Below are 14,148 nucleotides of genomic sequence, written 5' to 3' on the forward strand. Positions count from 1 at the left end.
CCTGGAAGGTCGGAAAATTCAGGGCGCGGTCTGCCAGCCAGGGCCGACGATGGCCACGCGCCGGCCCGTGGGCGAGTCGCGCACGATGATGGCTTCGCATTCCTCAAGGTAGCCCAGCTGCCGGCGCGCCCGCCCGAGCGAATGGGTGCCGTAGGTGCGGGCCAGTGCTGCGTCGTCCGGGCAGGGCGCGCCTTCCAGCGCGCAGCGGGCGAGCAGGAGATAGACGCCGCGGAGGTCTTCAGGCAGGCCCTCGGCGCGGGTCATCACCTCCTGCCATTGCGGGGTTTGGGCCTGCTCAGGCGTGATGCCGCAGCGCGCGAGGGCCAGCAGGCTGCGGAACTGCGCCAGGTCCACCGCCTGTTCCATCACCGTGCGCGACAGCCCGGCCAGGCGCGCACGCATCTGGAAATCCTGGTAGAGCGTGGGAAGCGGCCGGTAATCAGCCCCTTCCTCAGCCGCTGTGGCAGCGACCAGCCCGGCCAGCAGTTCGGGATCGGCCGGCGTGTGAGGCCCCGCCTGACCGGCCGCCTGGCTTTCCTGCGCTTGCGCCTCATGGCGTTTTTCCTCGACCGCGCGTTCGGCGCCGTAAGCGTCGAGCTGGGCCAGAAGGTCAGGCGGGGGCGGGGCGGGCTCGCGCCGGGCGCGCGGGGGCGGCTCGGGTGCCGGTTGCAGGATGAGCTCGCGGAGTTCCTCAGGGGCGACCGGCGTGGGCTCCAGCGGCACCAGCACGGGCCCGCCATTGAGACTGGCCGTTTCCACCGGGCCGATGGTGATGAGGCGCGGCCTGCGCGCAAGGGCCGGGCCCAGCGCCATGAACTGGCCGCGCTGCAGGTCGCGGAAGCGCTCGGCTGCGCGCCGCTCCATGCCCAGCAGGTCGGCAGCGCGCGCCATGTCGATGTCGAGAAAGGTGCGGCCCATCAGGAAGTTCGAGGCTTCTGCCGCCACGTTCTTGGCAAGCTTGGCCAGGCGCTGGGTGGCGATGATCCCCGCCAGCCCCCGCTTGCGGCCGCGGCACATCAGGTTGGTCATGGCTGAAAGCGACAGGCGGCGGGCCTCGTCGGACGTATCCCCGCCGGCCACGGGGGCAAAGAGCTGGGCTTCATCCACCACCACCAGGACCGGGTACCAATGGGCGCGGGGGGCGTCGAACATGCCTGCCAGAAAGCTGCCTGCCGCGCGCAGCTGCTGCTCGGGCTCGCATTGCTCGAGGTTGAGCACGACTGAGGCCCTATGGGCACGCACGCGCTCGCCTGCCGCGCGCAGCCCCGCTTCGCTCTGGGTGTCGGCATCGAGCACCAGGTGGCCGTATTTCTCCGCCAGGGTGACGAAATCGCCTTCAGGATCGATGATGACCTGCTGCACCAGCCCGGCCGTCTGCTCCAGCAGGCGCCGCAGCAGGTGGGACTTGCCCGAGCCGGAATTGCCCTGCACCAGCAGGCGCGTGGCCAGCAGTTCGGCAAGGTCGATGCAGCCCGGCGCGTCCCCTGGTCCGCCTGTTCCGCGCCCGGGCACCCCGGGTTCCTGCAGGCTTCCCAGAACGATGGCGCCGGGGCGAGTCGTGGGTCCGTTCATGCTGGCTGTCATGCAGGTCTTTTATCGCCTGTGCCTTCAGCGAGCCAGTGAGCGACGCCGCCCGCTGCGGCATGGGCGGTGGAGAAGCAGCCCTGTAGCAGGTAGCCGCCCGTAGGCGCTTCCCAGTCGAGCATTTCCCCGCAGGCGAAGACGCCGGGGCGGTCCTTGAGCATGAAGTGCCCGTCCACCGCCGCCCATTTCAGCCCGCCGGCCGTGGAGATGGCGCGGTCGAGCTCGCCGGGCGCGCTGAAGGCCAGCGGCAGGGCCTGCACGGCCTGGGCCAGCTCGGCGGGGGTCGCGGCGTCAGGGGCGAGCTCGTTGAGCAGGACGCGTTCCACCGGGGTGAGGCGCAGGGCCTTGCGCAGCCTGTTGGCCCGGCTTTCGCGCGGGCGCTGCGCGCTGAGGCGGTGCTGGATCTCGCTTGCTGAAAGCGTGGGGCGCAGGTTCAGCTGCGCGGCCTGCGGGCCGTTATGGGCCAGAAGGGCGTCGCGCAGGAGGGCTGAGAGCGCGTAGAGCGGTGCGCCTTCCAGCCCGCGCCGGGTGATGGTGAGGTCGCCGCGATGGGTGACCCCGCCGAAGGACAGCGCGATGCCGCGGAGGGTTTCGCCTTCATAACGCTCGAGAAAAGACTCGAGGAAAGGGGCGGGCCAGTCAGGCAGGAAGCCGCAATTGGCGGGCAGGAAAGGCGCGCAATCACGGGACGGGAAAAGCCCGGCCCATTGCCCGTCGCTGCCCAGCCGGGACCAGCTGGCCCCACCCATGGCCAGAACGGTGGCGTCTGCGGTGACCTCTTTTTCACCCTCGGGCGTGGTGAAGCGCAGTTTCTGCGGGGCGGTGTCGTTTGACGGCGCTTCGGTTGAGAGCGGCGCAAAGCCCGCAAAGCGGTGGCGGCCGGCAAAGATCACGCCCAGGTTTTCGAGGCGCTCGAGCCAGGCGCGCAGCAGGGGCGAGGCCTTGAGGCTTTTGAGAAAGACCCGGCCTGAGCTGCCGGTGAAGCAGGGCTGGCCCAGCCCTTCAGCCCATTGGCGCAGCTGTGCCGGGGTGAAGGCGTCAAGGGCTGGCTGCAGGCGGGGCAGGCTGGTGCCGTAGCGTTCGCCGAACAGGGCGGGGGGTTCGTCATGGGTCAGGTTCAGCCCGCTGCGCCCGGCCATGAGGAACTTGCGGCCGGGGCGGGCCATGTGGTCGTACACCGTGACCGCGTGCCCCTGGCGCGCCAGGCATTCAGCGGCGAACAGCCCTGCAGGCCCGCCGCCGATGACGGCAACGCTCTTTCTCTTTCTCTTGCTCTTGCCTGTGGGCGGCGCTGTGCCCGGACCTGTTTTCTCAGGGAGGGATTGGGGCGGGACCGGGGCAGGGTCAGGGGAAGGTTCAGGGGTCATGGGGAGGGGCTCTCAGGACCTGGGAGGAAGGGGGCGAAGGCGCGCAAATGCGGGGGCGGGCCAGGATGGGCGCAGGCAGGCTACTTTAAAAAAGAAGCAATGTTGCAAGAGCAGAGGCATAGAAAGGCGGGAAAAGGCGGATTTTCAGAATACTGGCGCGGGTTTTGCGTCTTTTAGCGTGCCCGAACAGGGCGGTAATATTTGCGGGTGCTTTATAGAGGTCCTCTCAGGAGTCCTTGAGAAGGGGGCTTGAGGGGGGTGGAGGGTTTTTCTGCACTGTCACGTCATAATATCGTTACATTCTGTATTTCGGCGATAATTGGGCTTGCAAGAGTGCCGGAAAGATGTTGGAGTTGCCGCAGGTCCGGGGAGTGGTTTTCCGGAGTAACAATTTAACGGAGCATGGAACATGGCCACCACTATTGATCAGATCCTTCTTAAAGCAGTCCAGGGCGCTGGCGGCCAGCTGAGCGCTCAGCAGGCTACTGAAGCTCACCGTCTGTACGCTGAGTTCTTCCTGCAGGCTCTTGCTGCTGAAGGCGAACTGCATGACCTGTACATCGGCAAGTTCCACGTGAGCCCCGTCAAGGCCTCCAAGCAGGTTTGCCACTTCAAGGGCGCCGACTTCGGCAAGGTCCTGGACATCCCCGCTTACAAGCGCATTGACTTTGATGCTTCCATCGACGCCAAGGAAGTCATCAACGGCAAGAAGGCTGAGTTCGGCCTGCACGGCAGCAAGGCCTGATTCAGGCCTACATTTCCTTCTCTCTGAAGGTTATGGAAGAACCCCGGAGTTTTCTCCGGGGTTTTTTTGTAGGTTTGGCGCGGCCCTGAAAGGCGCGTGCCGGAACAGCTGGAGATCAAGATGCAGATCTGTCGATCCGTCGAGGAAGTCCGCCGCCTGCGCCCTGCGATGAAAGCCATGGGGTTCGTGCCGACGATGGGCTTCCTGCATGAAGGCCACCTCTCGCTGGTGCGCCAGGCCGCAGCGGAAAACGACACGGTAGCCGTCAGCATCTTCGTCAATCCCCTTCAGTTCGATTCCGCCGCCGACCTGGACCATTACCCCCGCGCGGTCGAGCGTGACCTGGCCCTGCTGGAGAAAGAGGGGGTGGATCTGGTGTTCCTGCCCACAGCCGAGCTGCTGTATCCGCCTGGTTTCGCCACGCGGGTGGAGGTAGGCGGCGTTGCCGACCGCCTGGAAGGCCCGGCGCGGCCGGGGCATTTCGCGGGCGTGGCCACGGTTGTTGCCAAGCTCTTCAACATCCTGCAGCCGCAACAGGCCTATTTCGGCCGCAAGGACGCCCAGCAATGCGCGGTCATCAGCCGGATGGTCCATGACCTGAACCTGCCGGTCGAGGTGGTGACCGCCCCCACCTTCCGCGAGTCCGACGGGGTGGCTGCCTCCAGCCGCAATGCGCGCCTCACGCCTGCGCAGCGCCGCCAGGCCCCCGCCCTTTACCAGGCGCTCGAAGCCGCCCGACAGGCCTTCAGCGAGGGTGAGCGCAACCGCGCCCGCCTTGAAGCCCTCATGACCCGCACGCTGGCGGCACGGCTGGGGGAAAATGCGCCGGATGCTGAAGGGCGTAGAGCCTGGGAAACGGATTACGTCACCATCGTTGACCCGGCCAGCTTCGTGCCGCCCGAAACACTGGGGGAGGAAGCGCTGGCCCTGCTGGCGGTGCGGCTGGGAGACGTGCGGCTGATCGACAATATGCTGCTGAATTCCGCCTCCGTATCTGCTGCCAGGGATTCCAGCCGCCCGGATTACTGAAATCTAACTCATTTAGGGGTGGTTCGGAGGGCTGTGGCAGGGCTATCCTTGCCGGGCAGCGCGTGACCGCGCGCCTGAAATCCTGTCCCTGATCTTCTGATGAGGAAGCCCACCATGACGGCCAAACCCGCCTCTCTTCCCCCGCGCTCCGTATCATCGCCGCAGCAGTTCATCGTCGGCGCCGGTCTGCTGGGCCAGCTGCCGGACTTCGTGAAGAACTACGGCGACAATGCTTTCATCATCAGCGACCCCTTCATCGCCGAACGCACGAAGAAGGAATGCCTGCCTGCGCTGGAGAAAGCCGGGCTCAAGGGCGCGGTGCAGGAATTCGGCGGTGAGTGCACCGATGCCGAGATCAAGCGCCTGGGCGAGCTTGCCAAGGCGCAGGGGGGCAATGTGGTGGTCGGCGTAGGGGGCGGCAAGACGCTCGATACCTCCAAGGCCGTGGCGCATTACTTCAAGATGCCGCTGCTGCTCTACCCCACCATCGCCTCTTCAGATGCGCCCTGCGTGGCCCTGGCGGTGGTGTACACGCCTGACGGCACGTTCGACCGCTACCTCTTCCTGGCCCGCAACCCCGATGCCATCCTGGCCGATACCGATATCCTCTCAGGCGCGCCGGCCCGCTTCCTGGCTGCAGGCATCGGCGATGCACTGGCGACCTATTTCGAGGCGCGCGCCTGCTTTGAATCCGGCGGCCTCAACCTGCGCCACCACCGCACGTCGCGCACCGGGCTCGGCATTGCGCGTCTGTGCTACGACGTGCTGCGTGAAAACGTGGTGCCCGCCATGGCCGCAGCCCGCAAGGGGGTGAGCACCCTGGCCGTGGAGCAGATGATCGAGGCCACGATCTACATGAGCGGCGTGGGCGCTGAGAGCGGCGGTCTGGCCGCAGCCCATGCGGTGCATAACGGCATGACGGCGGTCGAGGCCCTGCACCACGTGCAGCATGGCGAGAAGGTGGTGTTCGGCCTGCTGGTGCAGCTGGTGCTGGAAAACGCGCCCAAGGAGGAATTCGACGAGGTCGTGCGCGTCATCCGCGAGGCGGGCCTGCCCATGACCCTGGCTGAGATGGGCGTCAAGGAGTTCGTGCCGGCGGAATGGCGCAAGGTGGCCGAGATCGCCTGCGCGCCAGACGACACCATGGGCAACATGCCCCAGCGCTACACCCCCGATGACGTCTATAACGCCATCGTCGGGGCCAATGCGCTGGCTGAAACCTACCGCGCCGCTGAGGGCGCAGGGGTCAAGGCCAAGGCCTGAGGCTGAGGTCTCGGCCTGGCACCACCAGGGGCGCTGCTTCCGCAGGGAGGCAGCGCCCTTTGTATTTGTATTTTCAGGCGTGGGTGTTTTCTCAGATTTCCGGCGGGGCGGAGATTTCCGGGTCGGCAGCGGGTTTGCGGCTGCCCAGGCGGGTGAGGGCCAGGCCGGCCAGCACCACCGCCCCGCCCAGTAGGGTGGCTACGTTGGGCCAGCTGCCTTCCAGCAGCAGGGTCAGCACGATGGCGCAGGGCGGCACGCCGTAGAGGATCAGCGAGGCGCGCGGAGCCCCGATCCGCCCCAGCAGCCGCGCCCAGCACCCGTAGCCGAACACGCCCGGAATGGCGGCCAGCGCAAGCAGGATCGCCCAGGTGCGCGGCGGGCTTTTCAGCAGGGTGGCAATGCCCTGGGGCAGCCATGGTAGGAGAAAGCCAGCCCCTGCGATGATGAAGCAGCACAAGGAAATTCCGGGCCCGTAACGGCGCACCAATGGTACCTGCAGGATGTTGAAAAGCGCATTGCCCAGGGCGGCCAGCATGAGCACGAAAGTGCCGCTGCCGAACCCGAGCGGGCCCTGGGCTGCACAGACCAGCAGCACGCCCGCAAAAGCCAGGGCCGAGCCCGCCCAGCCGAAACGCGACAGGTGGTCGCGGTGCAGCCACGCGCCCAGCAGGCCGCAGATGACCGGCGAGGAGGCGCCGATCAGGCTGGCGGTGGCGGGCGAGACGGTTTCCTCGCCCAGGTTGAGGCAGACATTGTAAAGCGTGATGCCCAGAAAGCCGCACAACAGGTAACGCGGCCAGGCGCTGGCAGGCGGCAGCCGGAGCGTGGTCTGCCCGCTGCGCGCCAGCCGGGTGGCTACAAAGGGCATCACGATCAGGCTGGCCAGCCCGTAACGCAGGCTCGCAAGCGGCAGCGGCGCCACCCCGCTGCGCAATGCCATCTGCACCAGCGGGAAGGCGCTGCTCCAGGCAACCAGCGTCATGACCCCCAACCCCATGTCCCAGACCGTCAGGGGCCGGGCATTGGGGGAGAGCTGTCTGGGCAAAGGCGCGTTCAAAGACTCCATGCCCGATCATTCCGCGATCGGGAGGCGGGCGCAAGTTCTGTGGCGCCTTACCCCAGAAGCTTCGCCAGGTCAGCCGGCGGGGTCGGGAGCGCTGTGCTGGTCGTGTCTGCGCCGGTGGCGATGGCTGAGAGGGCCTTGCCGTAGGGGAGGATGTCGGACGGAGGGTCCGCGAAGAGGGGCCAGCCCATCTGCGCGTAAAGATTCATCACCCGTGAAAGCTGCTGGCGCGCCTGGAAGTTGAGCGGGGTGGGGGGGATGATGGTGGGGCCGACATAGCCCTTGCCGTCAGGGCCCAGCGTTGCGTTCGTGAGGGGGCGGTTCTCCCATTCGGTGGCGGTCCAGTTGAGCTTGACCATCTTCTGGCCGGCCTGCACGTAGCGCGTGATGTCGCCCCAGTCCGTGGTGAGCCAGGTGAAGACGCGCACCGGCTTGGTCAGGTCCGCGTCACTGGCGACGACGGCATAATAGGTGGGGGTGGTGTCGGGGGTCATGAAATCTGCGGTCATGAGATGAGTTCCTTTCAGAGTGGGGAATCAGGCCGGGCCGATGGCGATTGCCTGCAGCACGGAGCCGTCGCTGTCCCAGTTGGCCACTGCGCCGTTGCGGTTGGCCACTACGTAGCGGGAGAGCGAGAAGGCGCTGGTAGTGGGGGCGCTGGAAGGGCCAGCGATGACGAGATTTCCGCTGCTGTCGAAAACGGTCGGGATGATGACGCAGATATCAGTCCCGGAAAAAGGTTTTGGGAAAGTAACAATCTGGCCGTTAGGACCCGTGACAGGGAAGCGCTGCACCAGGTAAGGCCCCCCCTCGGGCGTGGCGACTTCAAGCAGCGTGTTGCCCTTGGGGGTGGCAACGGCGCCGCTCCGGTCGAACAGCCATTCCGCCCAGCTGAGAGAGGGATTGTCGGTGAGGCCGATAAAGAACCCCTTCAGGGCGCCCTGGCTGTCCTGGCGCTGGCCGATCTGCGCGCGTGTCGCGTTGTCGCCAAACATCATGCCGCCCAGCGCGCCGGTCCAGTAGAAGGTGTCGTTGGTGAACGGGCAGCCCTTGAAGTTCACCTGCACGTCTTCAAAGGTGACATTGCCCTTGAAGATGGTCGGGCCTTCAACCGTGCCGCCCGCCTGCAGCGACAGCGCGCCGCTGAGGTCTCCGGTGGCACCGGGCGCGCCCGGGGGGAGTTCGAGGGGGGCGGTGAAGCGTTTGCCGTCATTGTCAGTAGCGACGAGGGTTGCCTGGGCCGTCTGGCCGGGAGTGAGGGACATGGGATCCTCCTTCAGTAGAGAGACACGACCGCCGAGGCCACCACGGGCCCGGTCGTCGTCATGGAAAGGCCCTGACACACGTCAGGGGGGAAGAAGAGCGTTGAAGCCGAGGTCCGGCCGCCGTCAACGAACAGCTCGACCGAGCACGCATCCACCAGCAGCGTGAGCCGCTTGGTCGGGGCGTCCATGGTGGTGAGCTGTCCGGCCGGCACCGGATCGTCACGCAGAGCAGCCTGCAACGTCGCGTTCACCACGCGTGGCTTAGGCTCCATGGGCACCGACGCCGGCGTGGCCCACGGGTTGTAAGACTTGTGATCCGGGGGCGACGGGCTGCCCGGGTTGGCCGAGTAATTGGGCAGCTCCCAGCCCGAATGCGTGCGGTCGATCAGCAGCTTCTGGTCCTTGAAGTCGACCAGGAAGTCCATGTGGTAGTTACCCGCATGCGGCTGGCCCTCGGGGATGGTGCCCGTGCGGATCTGCAGCAGGACCTGGTCAGGCCACGCGCCACCCATCTGCATAAGGGTGATGTCCAGCCGGAAGCACACGCCGGTGCCAGAGGTGACGATCTCGGAGGGCCACAGATAAGGGCTGCCTGCGTCGATACCCTGCAGGCCGTTCTGGCAGACCAGGGAATAAACCTCCCGGTCGTCAGCCAGCGGGGCGGTGTAGAGCCGCAGGAACCCGCTGGGCTCGGGCTGCAGCCAGCATTGGCGCGGCAGGCCCTGGAGGTTCTGGAAGCCCTTCCACGGCATGGGTACCGCGCAATACTGCCAGTTGCCCAGCCACGCGCCGCAGAACGTGTTGCCCTGCTCGTCCTGGCCGGTCACCGAGGAATAGCTGTCACGCCCCCAGTCCCAGGTCTGCGGGTAGAAGGCGTCAGGCGTGAAGGTCGCGCCGTCCCAGTTCCCCACCCAGTAGATGCAGCATTCATTGGTGATGACCTCGTCATCCCATGCCCCCTGCACGCAGCCGATCAGGCACCAGCGCGTCTGATCGGTGGCACGGCCCTGGCGGTCGCGCAGCTTGATCTTCTGCAGGCTCGGGCACTCGATCAGCGGTCCGGGACCTGCCAGGGGGCTGCGCGCCGTCCAGCTCATGCCGTCGGTGGAGGTGAAGAACCCGAAGTTCTGGCCCATGCAGGCGACCATCACCAGCTGGTTGTGGTCTTCGTCCCAGAACAGGCGGAAGTCGCGGAAGTCGCGCCCGCTGTTGGTCCAGGAAGGCGGAATGTCCTGGTTGTAGATCACCGTGCCGATCAGCCGCGGGGTGATGCCGAGCTCGGGTGCGACGTAGAGCAGGCAGCTCTGATAGACCGGGTCAGGGGCTGCGATGTAGTAGAACACCGTGCCCGCGCCCCAGCCGAGATGGTCGTCCCAGTCCACGTAGAGCCCGCCGGACCACAGGGTCTGGGCCGGGGCCGTATTGCGGTCGATGCGCGTGACGGTGGGGATCATCTGTCCCAGGGAAGCGCCCACATACTCGCCCCAGCTGGTCTTGGGGAAGCCGTCGCCTGCCTGCCACTGCGCGTTGGTCAGCGCCCAGCTGCGCCACACCTTGGCTTTGCGGTCCCAGACATAGGGCTGGCCGTCATTCTGCCAGGAGTTGCTGTCGGGCGAGGGCTGGCGGGCCATGTGGCGCAGCGGGTAATAGCGCGTCATGGCCAGGCCGGCTTCCAGGCTGGAGCTTGCCGCCAGCAGATGTGCCAGGTCAGGCATGGGAGGTCTCCTTGAGAAACTGCGCCGCTTTGAGCCGCATCAGGCGCTGGTGGGTGCGGGCCCAGAGGCGCAGCTGCTGCAGCGTGGCCAGCGCCATCATGTCGTCACGCGCGCCGCCGCGATCGGTGAAGTCATCGAGATAGACGGCCGCTGAACGGATCCCCGTGTCAGAGGGGACGTTGAGCGTGCTCGGGAATACCTCCAGCGCCATGAGCGCGCCGTCCTGCACGCCGTCTGACGTGGTGGTCTGTCCGTCCTCGGTGAGGGCCAGCGACTGCATGGCCGTGGGGCCGCCCCCGCCGTTCTGCCCATCTTTGCCGGGCGCGCCCGGGGGGATCTCGATCTCCACCGGGAAGGCCCCGTGGCGCTGGGTCTGAAACAGCAGCTTGACGGTGGTGGCCTCGCCCGGGGCGAAGGGGCCCTGGCTGGTGACTTTCACGGTGTCAGGGTTCATGGTGCGGCGTCTCCTGCGTCTGCCCCAGGTCATACTGCCCGGTGGGCGGCAATGCGCCGCGGCCGTGATGGGCCAGGCTGTGCATGGCGGCGACCACCGCGCCCTGGGTCAGGCTCATGGTGCGTGCGTCGACATGGCGGCGGTCCAGCCCGCAGGAGAGCAGCCCGGGCAGGGCAGCCAAAGCGAGGGTGGAGGCGAGGTTGCTGTCGATCACGTCCCAGTAATCGCCGGCCACCGCGCCGATGAGCATGGAGAGGCTGATCTGGGTGGTGGGCTGGGCCAGCCAGCCCAGAATGCGCCGCCCCCAGAGCCTTGGCGATGATGGTGATGGGGGCGCTGGTTGGGGAGCGGCTTGGGGGGTGGGGGTAGGAAGGTCTGTCATGGGATCAAACTCCTGGAAGGTATGTTTCGGTCAGGAAATGTTACTGTTCATGAAAAGCGCTTTCTCCGCCGCCCTGCGTCTGACCAGGCCGGGCAGTATGGTTTCAGCGTCCTTGTCGGGGCTGCGGGCATGGACCCAGCGGCCGAACTCGCGGCTTGCGCGGTCGAAATCGTTTTCCAGCACCGTCGCCCAGAGATGGGAGCGCAACAATGCAGCCAGCCCCAGATTGTAGGCGAAGTCCGCCAGCGCTGCGGTTTGGGAGGGCGCCAGATCGGGCTTGCGCCTGAGGATCTCGCCTGCCAGCGCGTGCAGGCGTCCTTCCATCCAGGCCTCGGCCTGCCCCTGGCTCACCGGGGGCGTGCGGGAGGTGACCGGATGGCCGCTGCCGTCACGCGTGGCGCCGTAGCCGATGCTCCATATGCCGGCAGGGCAGGCATAGGGGCGGGCGCTGAACCCCTCGAAGCTGCGTGCCAGTCGGGCCGCCAGGGCGCTGGCCTGTTCCTGACCCGGGGCCCCGGGAAGCGGTGGGGGCGTGCTCACAGGAGGTGCCTGCTGGTCAGCCAGTGGATGAGGATCTGCGCGAAGCCCGAGCCGAAGGCCGAGGCCCCCCAGATGATCGGCGCATTGACCATGATGGCCCGCCGCCAGCCCGTTTCGGTATGGCGGATGCGGTCCTCATGGTTGGCAAGCACCGTCTCCTGCTGGGCGAAACGCTGGTCGGTCTGGGCGAAGCGGTCCTCATGCTGGGCGAACCGGCTGTCCATGCGCCGCGCCAGGTCCTGGAACTCCACACTGCGCACATAGGTCACTGGACCACCTCCACCTTATAGCTGTCGCCGTCTTTGACGACGGTGTGAGGCGTGAGGTAGCGGGGCGGGGCATCCCAGTCGGCCTGGGTCATGGTGGCCAGCGGCAGCCACGTCAGGGCCGCGTCATCGATGGGGAAGGCACTCCACCCGATGACCTTCACCGGCGTGCTGCCCACGGTCGTGCCAGCCGGCACGGCAGCCCAGAAATGCACATCCGCGGCCGCCGCCTGCAGCTTGGTGCTGGGAGTAGCCTGCTTGCCATCGATGCGGGCGACGAAAGTAACGGGAGTGGTTCCCGTGCTGACGGTGTGCGCCTTATGATCCAGCAGCGTGACGCTCACGTCGGTGCTGGTCTCGGTCGGTCCCACCTCGCCGCGCATGATGACGTTGACCTGCCCGGGCGTGGTGCCAGGCTGTCCGTCCATGACCGCAATCGGGGTCACAGAAGGGTCCAACGCCTGCGGATAGGTGAGCGTGCAGCCATCGGCGCAGGTAGCCTGGAAGGCTTCCTCGTAGTTGTAAGAAGGGTTGGAGACGCGGATGACGCCCGTACTGTCGGCCTCGGTGAGGAAGCGCTTGCCCGCGTTGTCTGTGACCGTGCCATCCATGTGGAAGATGGTGAGGGCATACCCACTGGAATCGCGGACGATGACCTGGGCGGTGTTTTTCCTGTCCTTGCCCACAGACCAGCGAAAGTCCGCAGCCTGCGCCGGGTTGCTAGGGTTCTGTGCTACGAAAAGGGGGGCAGTCATCGCGTTCGTGGCGGTCACTACTGCCGCATTGACTATATTGAGCGTCGTGTTTCCTTGCGCTGTGAGATCTCCCGTGATCTTACCGCCCGTCAGAGGCAGGTATTTCGACATATCCACGCTGGTGACGTAGAGGTCGCCTGCCTTGTCCGCGAGCTTGCCGTCGACGGTCAGGTCGCCCGTGACTTCACCCCCTTTGATGGGCAGATACGTTGCGCCATCTTGCACGGTCAGGAAGCGGTTGCCCCAGTTATCGGTGACCGTGCCATCGGGGTGGAAGAAAGTCCCGACTTCGGTGGTGCCGCTGCCAACCCGGATGATGGCCGTGTTGTCGGTGCCCAGGGTCAGGCGCTGGAGGGCGGCCCACTGAGCGGGGTTTTCGGGGTTCATGATCTCGAGCACGCCGTCAGACGTGATGGCGCCTGTTGCGCTGATCCGGGCCGCGTTTAGGTTTCCCAGCACCGTGGGGCCGTCCACCTTGAAAGCACCTGTGATCTCACCGCCGGCCAGGGGCAGAAAGCCCGTGCTGCCGCCGCCGCTGCCCAGGGTGATGTAAAGCGGGTTGGTTTTCGTGCCCACGCGCCGGTCGCCCGAGACGAGCTCGACGGGCGCGCCTGCGCCCATGTTGGGGCCCGGGTCGGTTCCGGCAGGGGGCGGGGCGGTCAGCGTGGCGATGAGGGGGGCGTTTTTCGTGCCGGCCCCATGGCCGCCGGCCACCAGGGTTACGGGCGCGCCAGTCTGCGTTTGAGCGAAGGCGGGCGCGCAGGAGAGCGCCAGCCAGGAACAGGCGCCCGCAGAAAGGAATTTGCGCATACAAGATCATTCAAGGCTGAAATGTCCCGTCAACGCGTCTGGAAATCCCTTCGCGTCCGTGAGGGGAGATTAGGCAGGCCTTTTCACCACTTCCAAATGAAAGCTTCATGAAAGCTTTTTCCTGAGCCGTGACTTTCCCAAGCCGACCCCCTAAAGTGCCGGGCGTTCCGGCCTGGTTTCGGAACATTCCTGTTCCACGCGCCAGCCCGAAGTGAGAAAACAACATGCACGCACCCCCCCAAGATTTTCCCGCCCTGCAGCTGGTGATTCTTCTCCTGTGGCTGGGCACCTATGCTCTGAGCGCCTATATTCTTATGGGCATGGCCTCTTACGCTTGTGTGAAGCGCAAGGGCTTCCGGCGACCCGTTCTCCTGGTGATCGTGTGCCTGCTCTGCTGGCCGGTTCTTATCCTGCTCGAACTGTTGCGCAGCCCCAACGGCGTGGAGAGTTCCCGGCGACCGATTGAATATGTCGGCATGGGCCTGGCCGCTGTGAACATTCTGCTCCCCGTGCTGATGTACCTAAGCCGGCTTTGAAAACCTGCAGTAAAGCTGCCTGCGGTGAAAAGACACCATGACATCATTTTTTGATTACTTCCCGGCGGTCAATGATGTTGCCCTGAGTATTTCCAACAACAAGTTCCCTGTAGGGGTGCCTGTGGTGGTGCTGGTATTTGTCGGCATCATCGGTCTCAGCACTTTCCTGTGCCTCGCAAGGAAGGGGTTTTCACCGCTGGAGGTGTGGTTCTTCACCTGTGTGACCGTGTGGCCGGTCCTGATACTGCTTGAACTGTGGCCAAGCGCCGAGGAGGAAATCCGGCCTCCCTTTATTTTTGAATATATCGGCCTGGCGATAGCGGCGCTCTCTTTGCTGGGCGGGGTCGTGTTCCTGTTGAACAGATTTGCATGAA

At 65.9% G+C, this 14,148-nt stretch carries 16 protein-coding genes; 5 read left to right on the plus strand and 11 right to left on the minus strand.

The features are described from left to right. Nucleotides 1-18: 18 nt before the first annotated feature. Together E3E11_RS06450 and E3E11_RS06455 are read right to left on the minus strand one after the other, a co-directional pair. A complete protein-coding gene (locus E3E11_RS06450) occupies nucleotides 19-1,572 on the minus strand; it encodes a helicase HerA domain-containing protein (protein WP_141452199.1) in 1,554 nt (517 codons plus the stop codon). 8 nt (nucleotides 1,573-1,580) lie between these two features. Further along, complete coding sequence (locus E3E11_RS06455) at nucleotides 1,581-2,951, minus strand: TIGR03862 family flavoprotein (protein ID WP_141451669.1); 1,371 nt, start codon at nucleotides 2,949-2,951, stop codon at nucleotides 1,581-1,583. Between the two features lie 409 nt (nucleotides 2,952-3,360). Here E3E11_RS06455 and E3E11_RS06460 point away from each other — a divergent pair, with 409 nt between their 5' ends. The 3 genes from E3E11_RS06460 to E3E11_RS06470 all read left to right on the plus strand — a co-directional run bounded on the left by E3E11_RS06460 (nucleotide 3,361) and on the right by E3E11_RS06470 (nucleotide 5,988). Next, nucleotides 3,361-3,696, plus strand: coding sequence for a hypothetical protein (locus E3E11_RS06460; RefSeq protein WP_141451670.1), 336 nt, complete (start codon nucleotides 3,361-3,363; stop codon nucleotides 3,694-3,696). A gap of 96 nt (nucleotides 3,697-3,792) precedes the next feature. Then, nucleotides 3,793-4,725: a pantoate--beta-alanine ligase gene (panC, locus tag E3E11_RS06465; RefSeq protein WP_231118869.1), complete on the plus strand. Its 933-nt coding sequence runs from the start codon at nucleotides 3,793-3,795 to the stop codon at nucleotides 4,723-4,725. Between the two features lie 114 nt (nucleotides 4,726-4,839). Then, a complete protein-coding gene (locus E3E11_RS06470; RefSeq protein ID WP_141451671.1) occupies nucleotides 4,840-5,988 on the plus strand; it encodes a glycerol dehydrogenase in 1,149 nt (382 codons plus the stop codon). A gap of 91 nt (nucleotides 5,989-6,079) precedes the next feature. On the opposite strand, the gene E3E11_RS06475 is transcribed toward E3E11_RS06470, so the two are convergent. From E3E11_RS06475 to E3E11_RS06515, 9 genes are read right to left on the minus strand one after another with little or no spacing between them, the layout of a single operon-like run. Beyond that, nucleotides 6,080-7,054, minus strand: coding sequence for a DMT family transporter (locus E3E11_RS06475; RefSeq protein ID WP_141451672.1), 975 nt, complete (start codon nucleotides 7,052-7,054; stop codon nucleotides 6,080-6,082). 47 nt (nucleotides 7,055-7,101) lie between these two features. Beyond that, nucleotides 7,102-7,560 carry a hypothetical protein gene (locus E3E11_RS06480; RefSeq protein ID WP_141451673.1) on the minus strand — a complete coding sequence of 153 codons (459 nt, stop codon included), beginning with the start codon at nucleotides 7,558-7,560 and terminating at the stop codon, nucleotides 7,102-7,104. A gap of 27 nt (nucleotides 7,561-7,587) precedes the next feature. After that, entirely contained in the window at nucleotides 7,588-8,316 is a 729-nt protein-coding gene (locus E3E11_RS06485) for a hypothetical protein (protein WP_141451674.1), read from the minus strand. A gap of 11 nt (nucleotides 8,317-8,327) precedes the next feature. After that, entirely contained in the window at nucleotides 8,328-10,031 is a 1,704-nt protein-coding gene (locus tag E3E11_RS06490; protein ID WP_141451675.1) for a GH32 C-terminal domain-containing protein, read from the minus strand. After that, nucleotides 10,024-10,485 (minus strand): hypothetical protein, encoded by a 462-nt coding sequence (locus E3E11_RS06495; RefSeq protein WP_141451676.1) that lies wholly within the window; start codon nucleotides 10,483-10,485, stop codon nucleotides 10,024-10,026. The genes E3E11_RS06490 and E3E11_RS06495 overlap by 8 nt, the downstream gene beginning before the upstream one ends. After that, complete coding sequence (locus E3E11_RS06500) at nucleotides 10,475-10,867, minus strand: hypothetical protein (protein ID WP_141451677.1); 393 nt, start codon at nucleotides 10,865-10,867, stop codon at nucleotides 10,475-10,477. The genes E3E11_RS06495 and E3E11_RS06500 overlap by 11 nt, the downstream gene beginning before the upstream one ends. A gap of 30 nt (nucleotides 10,868-10,897) precedes the next feature. Continuing rightward, nucleotides 10,898-11,407 carry a lysozyme gene (locus tag E3E11_RS06505; protein ID WP_141451678.1) on the minus strand — a complete coding sequence of 170 codons (510 nt, stop codon included), beginning with the start codon at nucleotides 11,405-11,407 and terminating at the stop codon, nucleotides 10,898-10,900. Then, nucleotides 11,404-11,676 (minus strand): hypothetical protein, encoded by a 273-nt coding sequence (locus tag E3E11_RS06510; protein ID WP_141451679.1) that lies wholly within the window; start codon nucleotides 11,674-11,676, stop codon nucleotides 11,404-11,406. Before E3E11_RS06510 ends, E3E11_RS06505 begins: the two co-directional genes overlap by 4 nt. After that, nucleotides 11,673-13,238 (minus strand): hypothetical protein, encoded by a 1,566-nt coding sequence (locus tag E3E11_RS06515; protein WP_141451680.1) that lies wholly within the window; start codon nucleotides 13,236-13,238, stop codon nucleotides 11,673-11,675. The genes E3E11_RS06510 and E3E11_RS06515 overlap by 4 nt, the downstream gene beginning before the upstream one ends. A gap of 224 nt (nucleotides 13,239-13,462) precedes the next feature. Here E3E11_RS06515 and E3E11_RS06520 point away from each other — a divergent pair, with 224 nt between their 5' ends. Together E3E11_RS06520 and E3E11_RS06525 are read left to right on the plus strand one after the other, a co-directional pair. Next, nucleotides 13,463-13,774: a hypothetical protein gene (locus E3E11_RS06520; protein ID WP_141451681.1), complete on the plus strand. Its 312-nt coding sequence runs from the start codon at nucleotides 13,463-13,465 to the stop codon at nucleotides 13,772-13,774. A gap of 37 nt (nucleotides 13,775-13,811) precedes the next feature. Continuing rightward, nucleotides 13,812-14,147 (plus strand): hypothetical protein, encoded by a 336-nt coding sequence (locus E3E11_RS06525; protein ID WP_141451682.1) that lies wholly within the window; start codon nucleotides 13,812-13,814, stop codon nucleotides 14,145-14,147. Nucleotide 14,148 lies beyond the last annotated feature (1 nt).

Origin of the sequence: Oecophyllibacter saccharovorans, assembly GCF_006542375.1 — a bacterium.
In the GTDB taxonomy this organism is placed as follows: domain Bacteria; phylum Pseudomonadota; class Alphaproteobacteria; order Acetobacterales; family Acetobacteraceae; genus Oecophyllibacter; species Oecophyllibacter saccharovorans.

Excerpts from the sequence above, each read along its gene's own strand:
- E3E11_RS06455 (WP_141451669.1), bottom strand. The coding sequence starts at position 2,951 with ATGACCCCTGAACCTTCCCCTGACCCTGCCCCGGTCCCGCCCCAATCC.
- E3E11_RS06460 (WP_141451670.1), top strand. The coding sequence starts at position 3,361 with ATGGCCACCACTATTGATCAGATCCTTCTTAAAGCAGTCCAGGGCGCT.
- E3E11_RS06475 (WP_141451672.1), bottom strand. The coding sequence starts at position 7,054 with ATGGAGTCTTTGAACGCGCCTTTGCCCAGACAGCTCTCCCCCAATGCC.
- E3E11_RS06485 (WP_141451674.1), bottom strand. The coding sequence starts at position 8,316 with ATGTCCCTCACTCCCGGCCAGACGGCCCAGGCAACCCTCGTCGCTACT.
- E3E11_RS06520 (WP_141451681.1), top strand. The coding sequence starts at position 13,463 with ATGCACGCACCCCCCCAAGATTTTCCCGCCCTGCAGCTGGTGATTCTT.
- E3E11_RS06480 (WP_141451673.1), bottom strand. The coding sequence starts at position 7,560 with ATGACCGCAGATTTCATGACCCCCGACACCACCCCCACCTATTATGCC.
- E3E11_RS06490 (WP_141451675.1), bottom strand. The coding sequence starts at position 10,031 with ATGCCTGACCTGGCACATCTGCTGGCGGCAAGCTCCAGCCTGGAAGCC.
- E3E11_RS06525 (WP_141451682.1), top strand. The coding sequence starts at position 13,812 with ATGACATCATTTTTTGATTACTTCCCGGCGGTCAATGATGTTGCCCTG.
- E3E11_RS06500 (WP_141451677.1), bottom strand. The coding sequence starts at position 10,867 with ATGACAGACCTTCCTACCCCCACCCCCCAAGCCGCTCCCCAACCAGCG.
- E3E11_RS06450 (WP_141452199.1), bottom strand. The coding sequence starts at position 1,572 with ATGAACGGACCCACGACTCGCCCCGGCGCCATCGTTCTGGGAAGCCTG.
- E3E11_RS06515 (WP_141451680.1), bottom strand. The coding sequence starts at position 13,238 with ATGCGCAAATTCCTTTCTGCGGGCGCCTGTTCCTGGCTGGCGCTCTCC.
- E3E11_RS06495 (WP_141451676.1), bottom strand. The coding sequence starts at position 10,485 with ATGAACCCTGACACCGTGAAAGTCACCAGCCAGGGCCCCTTCGCCCCG.
- E3E11_RS06470 (WP_141451671.1), top strand. The coding sequence starts at position 4,840 with ATGACGGCCAAACCCGCCTCTCTTCCCCCGCGCTCCGTATCATCGCCG.